Source organism: Occallatibacter sp., from assembly GCF_049802275.1.
Classification (GTDB): Bacteria; Acidobacteriota; Terriglobia; order Terriglobales; family Acidobacteriaceae; genus Telmatobacter.
Genome location: NZ_JBARMD010000586.1, coordinates 1 through 6,143 on the forward strand (window position 1 = coordinate 1; position 6,143 = coordinate 6,143).

The 6,143-nt window shown below is 58.0% G+C and carries 7 protein-coding genes; all 7 read right to left on the reverse strand.

What is annotated here, in order from left to right; genetic code table 11:
- Positions 1–1,107, reverse strand: a 1,107-nt coding sequence (locus WA354_RS19980; protein ID WP_472814779.1) for an NADH-quinone oxidoreductase subunit 5 family protein, incomplete at its 3' end; no start/stop codon positions are given.
- A gap of 7 nt (positions 1,108–1,114) precedes the next feature.
- Positions 1,115–1,429, reverse strand: coding sequence for an NADH-quinone oxidoreductase subunit NuoK (gene nuoK / locus WA354_RS19985; RefSeq protein ID WP_472814780.1), 315 nt, complete (start codon positions 1,427–1,429; stop codon positions 1,115–1,117).
- Positions 1,429–1,962 carry an NADH-quinone oxidoreductase subunit J family protein gene (locus WA354_RS19990; RefSeq protein ID WP_472814781.1) on the reverse strand — a complete coding sequence of 178 codons (534 nt, stop codon included), beginning with the start codon at positions 1,960–1,962 and terminating at the stop codon, positions 1,429–1,431. The genes nuoK and WA354_RS19990 overlap by 1 nt, the downstream gene beginning before the upstream one ends.
- Positions 1,963–2,178: 216 nt before the next feature.
- On the reverse strand, positions 2,179–3,354 hold the full coding sequence (nuoH, locus tag WA354_RS19995; protein WP_472814782.1) for an NADH-quinone oxidoreductase subunit NuoH: 1,176 nt from the start codon (positions 3,352–3,354) through the stop codon (positions 2,179–2,181).
- The gene (locus WA354_RS20000; RefSeq protein WP_472814783.1) at positions 3,351–4,028 is read right to left on the reverse strand and encodes a 4Fe-4S dicluster domain-containing protein; all 678 of its coding nucleotides are present in this window, start codon (positions 4,026–4,028) and stop codon (positions 3,351–3,353) included. The genes nuoH and WA354_RS20000 overlap by 4 nt, the downstream gene beginning before the upstream one ends.
- Before the next feature lie 150 nt (positions 4,029–4,178).
- A complete protein-coding gene (locus WA354_RS20005; protein ID WP_472814784.1) occupies positions 4,179–5,381 on the reverse strand; it encodes an NADH-quinone oxidoreductase subunit D in 1,203 nt (400 codons plus the stop codon).
- The gene (locus tag WA354_RS20010) at positions 5,378–6,064 is read right to left on the reverse strand and encodes an NADH-quinone oxidoreductase subunit C (protein ID WP_472814785.1); all 687 of its coding nucleotides are present in this window, start codon (positions 6,062–6,064) and stop codon (positions 5,378–5,380) included. The genes WA354_RS20005 and WA354_RS20010 overlap by 4 nt, the downstream gene beginning before the upstream one ends.
- Between the last annotated feature and the right edge of the window lie 79 nt (positions 6,065–6,143).

The window sequence follows — 6,143 nt, forward strand, 5'->3', positions numbered from 1 at the left end:
CAGGTGGAACATGCCCACCGCCACGCCGCCCACGCCAAGTCCCGCCATCATGTATCCCAGCTGCGACACAGTCGAATAAGCCAGAATCCGCTTGATGTCGTTCTGCGCCACCGCAATCAGCGCTGCAAACACCGCAGTAGACGCACCAACCCACGTCACCACCGTCAGTGCTGTAGTTGTTCCCCCCGCCGGCATACCCGCACTCATCAGCGGATACACGCGCGCCACAAGATAAACACCCGCAGCAACCATCGTCGCCGCATGAATCAGCGCCGACACCGGCGTCGGACCTTCCATCGCATCCGGCAGCCACACATGCAGCGGAATCTGTCCGCTTTTTCCCGCCGCTCCGGCGAAAATCAGCAGCCCTATCGCGCCCGCCGCCGTCAGTCCCCAGGCCGAGTGATGCACTAGCAGTCCACCCAGTGCCAGAGGCTCCATCGATCCCGCGCCGTGGTCGTAAAACAGCAGAGTGCCGGTCTGCGCAAATAACCACACAATCCCAAGCAGGAAAAACACATCGCCTACGCGTGTCGTCAGGAATGCCTTCTTCGCCGCCGCTGCCGCCGAAGGCTTCTGATACCAGAACCCGATCAGCAGGTATGACGTGAGCCCCACCAACTCCCAGCACATGAACAGCAGCAAAATGCTGTTCGCAATCACCACGCCCAGCATCGCCCCCGCAAACAAGCTCAGGAAGCAGAAGAACCGCGTGTAGTTCTCATCGTGCTCCATGTATCCGACGGAGTAGATAAAGATCAGCAGCCCGACAAACGTGACCATCACCAGCATCACCGCCGCCAGCGGATCAAGCACCCACCCCAGGTCAACCGGTGCCTCACCTACCTGAATCCACGAGAAGTTCACCACCTCGCGCACGGCATATCCGTGCGACCATCCGCTCAGCACATGCCCGAATGCAAACAGCGCTAACAACAACGAAATCCCAAGCGACCCGATCGCCAGTCCCGACGCGAGCTTCCGCATCGGCTGTTTCAGAATTGCAATCACGCCCGCAGCCAGGACTGGTAACACCGGCACCAGCCACAGCCACTGCGCAATTCCGCTCGTCCCCAGTTGAGGAGTGAACGCCAATCCTTCTTGCATCACCGGCTCACCCCTTCATCCTGTTCATTTGGTCCAGGTCCGTCGTCTTCGCGTGGCGATAGATCGAAATCACTAACCCCAATCCCACCGCGGCCTCTGCCGCCGCCACCGCAATCGAAAAAATCGCAAACATCATTCCCGTCAGCGCCTCGGGATGCGGTCCATACCGCCAGAACGCAATCAAATTCAGATTCGCCGCGTTCAGCATCAGTTCTATCCCGATCAGCACCAGGATCGCGTTCCGCCGCGTCAAAGCGCCCGCCAACCCGATCGCGAAGATCAGTGCAGCCACCAGCAAATATCCCGTCAGCGGCGTCGCCATCACTTCGTCCCTTCTTTCTCGTGCATGGCCACAATCACCGCGCCCAGCAGCGCCGCCGTCAGCAGCACCGCAACAATCTCCAGTGGCAACACATACCGCCCCATCAACGCCTGCCCGATCTGGTTCACCGTCACCTGCGGCGCCGCAGTTTCATTCGGAAGCCACGGCCCGGCCTGCAGCACTGCCCAACCCAGCACGGCAAACAGGGCAGCCGCAATCGCCAACCCAACGACCCACGTCTTCGAGAACACGCCATCCTTCGGCAGTTCGGACCCGCGCGTCAGCAAAATCGCAAATACAACCAGGATCGCCACCGCCCCGACGTAAACCAGAATCTGCGCGAAACCCGCAAACTGCGCATCAAGCCGCAGGAACAGCAACGCCAGTCCCAGAAACGCTATTGTCAGCGCCAGGGCGCAATGTACCAGGTTCTTCAGCAGCACGGCTGCCAGCGCGCCGGCCACGGTCAGCGCCGATATCAGATAGAAAACAATTCCCACCGCCAGCCGCCCCTTTCCCGCTGGGTGCCCCATCCATGACGCGTTTTCATCGCGTCATGGGTGGGAAAGCAATAAAGCCCACCGCGTCACAATCTCACCACTACCACATTCCAATAATCCGGGTGCCCCAGAGCCTGCCCTGAGCGAAGCCGAAGGGTCTCGCGTCTGAAACCTGGAAGGATGTGGGCGCCCCATCCATGCGCAGGCTTTTCCGCGCATGGGTGGGAAAGCACGAACCCCATTCCACCCTTACTCCGCATACCGATACGTCCTCGGCCCGAAGTGTTTTCTCCGCATCTCCGCACTGCCCATTACCGCATACGCCAAAATCAGGATCCCCGAACAAACGATCCAGCGCAGCAACCCTTCGCCCAGAAACCGCCAAAGCCCAGCCACAAACAAATTCAGAAGGCACATCGGAAGCACAAACTTCCACGCAAAGTTCATAAGCTGGTCCTGCCTGAGCCTCGGCAGCGTGCCGCGCAACCAGATAAACACGCACATCGACACAAACAACTTCCCGAAAAACCAGATCCACGACGGAACCCATTGCAGCGCCGCCAGCGGCGCCGTCCATCCACCCAGGAACAGAGTCGATCCCAATCCCGAGATCGAGAACATCGCCACATACTCCCCAAGGAAGAACAGCGCAAACTTGAATCCCGAATATTCCGTGTGATACCCCGCCACCAGTTCCGACTCGCCCTCCGGCAAATCAAAAGGCGAGCGGTTTGTCTCTGCCGTCCCCGCAATCGCGTACATCAAAAACCCTGCGAAGCCCCACGGCGTAAAGATGAACCAGTGCGGCAGTCCATAGCTGTAGTGATTCTGTGCCTCCACAATCTTCACCAGCGAGAGCGACCCGGTCATCATCACGATCACCACGCTCGAAAGCAGGAGTGCTACTTCGTAGCTGATCATCTGCGCCACAGCGCGCATCGCACCCAGCAGTGAATACTTGTTGCGGCTGCCCCACCCCGCCATAAAAACCGAAAGCTCCGACGACGCGCCCATGGCGAAATAAAACAACAGGCCGGCATCCATATCCACCAGCACCATGTTGCGTCCCATGGGCATTACCGCGAATCCCATGAACACCGTCACAACCAAAATCACCGGCGCAAGAAAATGCACCACCGCATCCGCGCTCGTTGGAACAATGTCCTCTTTGGTCAGCGACTTGATGCCGTCAGCCATGGGCTGCAAAATTCCGAAGGGACCCACACGATTCGGTCCCAGCCGATTCTGGATTCGCCCCACGCCTTTGCGCTCCAGCACCGTCGTCAAGGCAAACAGCGCCGGATACAAACCAATAATGCAAACCACGCTCAGGATCACGCCGACCGGTGTCTGCAAACCAGCCGGCAGATAGCCAACGATCCAGTGCTTCAACAAAACAAAAATCTGGTCGAGCCTGTCGATCATGCTTTCGGCTCTCCTTCAGTCGGCTTCGCGAGCGGTTTCATGGCAGGCGCAGATCCAGCCGCCGGCGGATTCGTCGGGGCCGCAGCAGCCTTTGCCGCGGCCACATCTGCAGCAGCTTTGGCCTTCGCCTCCGCCTTGGCCTTCTCCCCGGCCAGCCGCGCGTCCACGTCCGCGGCCTCCGTCGGGTGAATCTCGTGGTAGTACTCGTTCGATCGCGCCAACTGGTGCCGGTCCAGCAACAGCCCGCCAAACCGGTCGTCCGTCGCCAGTTCAAACTCCGTATTCATCTTGATCGCTTCAAACGGACAAACCTCGACACATATCTGGCAGCTCATGCACACCGAAATATCGATATCGAACTTCGCCGGATAAATCTGTGGTTTGCCTACGTAATCCGGCTTCTTGTCCTTGCTCTTCTCTATATAGATACACTTCGGCGGACATTCCTTTTCGCAGATCTGGCAGGCCACGCATCTCAGGCCCTTCTCCCAGTCGTCAGGATCCGAGGGATTCCTGGCGTCGTACACCAGAAATGGAAAATTCCGCGAAGCCTCCGGCAAAGGCAGCCGCTCCTCCGGATACTCCACCGTCGTCATCCGTTCTTTCGAGACAAAGCTCCCGGCAAAATTTCGCGCCGTCTCCGCCAGTCCCTTCAGAATTCCTTCACCGAGCAATTGCAACTCCTGAAACCAGCTATCAGCTGTTAGCTTCTAGCCTCTAGCTTTTCTGTGCCCAAAGAATAACCAACAACAGTCGATGCCTTTCATAGTCGCAAGAACAAGCTGGAAGCTAGGAGCTAGAAGCTAGTAGCTTTCGATTTCTGCTCACCGATCCACTTCTCCAAGCACAATATCCACGCTTCCAAAAATCAGCACCACATCTGCCACGTTGCTCCCCAGGCACATATCTTCCAGTACCGTCAGGTTGATCAAGCTAGGCGGCCGCACACGATAACGATATGGATTCGGACTTCCATCGCTGATCAAATAAAATCCCAGCTCGCCCTTCGGCGCTTCAATCCGCCCGTACGCCTCGCCCGCCTTGGGCCTGAAGTTGCGAATCTTCGCCTTCGGATCCATGACCGGTCCACCCGGCAACTCCTTCAGGGCCTGCTCCAGAATCAACACGGATTCACGCATCTCCAGCATGCGAATCATATAGCGGTCGAAAATGTCGCCATGATCGCCCAGCGGCACGCGGAACTTGAAGCGGTCATAGATTCCGTAGTGGTCTACCTTGCGAATGTCGTAGTTCACGCCCGATGCGCGCAGCATCGGTCCGCTGATCCCGGCATTCACGGCCAACTCGGGCTTCAGCACGCCCACTCCCTGGCAACGCGCCATCAGGATCTCATTCGACATCAGAAAGTTTTCAAATTCGTCGATGAACTGAGGCAACGCCGCCACTACCTTGCGCGCCCCGTTCAGCCAGGCTTCGGAAGCATCTACTCTGCATCCGCCAAAGCGCATGTAGTTGCACATCATGCGCGAGCCGGTCAGGCTCTCAAACAAATCCAGGATCAGTTCGCGCTCGCGAAACGCATACATCAGCGGAGTGCCGCTGGCGCCCATCTCCTGCAGCAGAAACCCAATCGTCGAAGCATGATTCTGAACGCGAGTTAACTCTGCAAGGATTACCCGCAGATACTCCGCGCGCTCCGGAACTTCCTGCCCCACCAGCTTCTCCACCGCCAGGGCATATGCCCAGTTATTCGTCAGCGAGCAGATGTAGTCCAGCCGGTCTGTGTACGGCATCGACGCCAGGTAGCTCTGGCCTTCGCCCAGTTTTTCGTGATTGCGATGGAGATATCCAAAGACCGGCTTCAATCTGACGACGCGTTCGCCATCCAGCGCCAGGTCCATCCTGAAGACACCATGCGTCGAAGGATGATGCGGTCCCATGGCAAGTTCCAGCAACTCGCCCTCGCCATCTGTCTCAATCACCGGCGGCCGGTTCCACCCATCAAGCTTTTCCGATCGCGCCAGTCGCACCGTCACGTTGTCGAGAGGGGTCGAAGAGGAGTTCATTCCTTCACCTCCTCAGCCGCAACCTGCGCCTTGTGTGCCTGCGCGCGTTTCAGCACCTCATCATGCGGAGTTGGCTCGTACTCGAAATCATCCGGTTCCACATAATCCCGGCGCATCGGAAAATCCTTGAACTCATCCCACATCAAAATTCGCCGCAGGTCCGGATGTCCCGTAAACACAATCCCGAACAGATCGAAAACCTCGCGCTCCTGAAACTCCGCCGAGCGCCACACCGGCGTCAGCGATGGAAGCTCTGCCTTGCCCGTCCGATTCGCCGTCCGCATCCTCAGCACGACGGGCCCATGCTTCTTCGCAACCGAAAAGAGGTGATATACGGCTTCCAGATATCCCGGCTGCACATGCTTCCGGGTTTCTTCAACCGTCTCATCCACCATCAGGACCTGGCCCGGCTCTCCGCCTTCCACTGGCTTTGCGACCTGCCGCGTTACTTTAACTTTCTCGGCGATCTCCTTGTCCAGCCAGTCCACTCCGGTCACATTCGAAAGGAAATCAAATGCCAGTTCCTCGTCATCACGAAGAAACGCGGCGACCGCCGTCGCATGCTGGGCGTCGATCAGCAGAGACTGTTGCGCGCTCGGGCTCGGATTCGGAATAATCTTCACCGAAGCTCCCGAAACCGCCGCTTCAATCGCCGCCTTGATTTCCTCAACCGTCTTCAACACAACTCCCGTTCCGAATGCCCTCAGTCCCTAGTTCCCCTGTTCTGTTCCCAGTTCCCTGCTACTTAATAATCGTCGGCAC

Bases quoted from the DNA above. Each gene is read 5' to 3' on its own strand.
- WA354_RS19990 (WP_472814781.1), bottom strand. From the start codon at position 1,962: ATGGGGCACCCAGCGGGAAAGGGGCGGCTGGCGGTGGGAATTGTTTTC.
- nuoK (WP_472814780.1), bottom strand. From the start codon at position 1,429: ATGGCGACGCCGCTGACGGGATATTTGCTGGTGGCTGCACTGATCTTC.
- WA354_RS20005 (WP_472814784.1), bottom strand. From the start codon at position 5,381: ATGAACTCCTCTTCGACCCCTCTCGACAACGTGACGGTGCGACTGGCG.
- nuoH (WP_472814782.1), bottom strand. From the start codon at position 3,354: ATGATCGACAGGCTCGACCAGATTTTTGTTTTGTTGAAGCACTGGATC.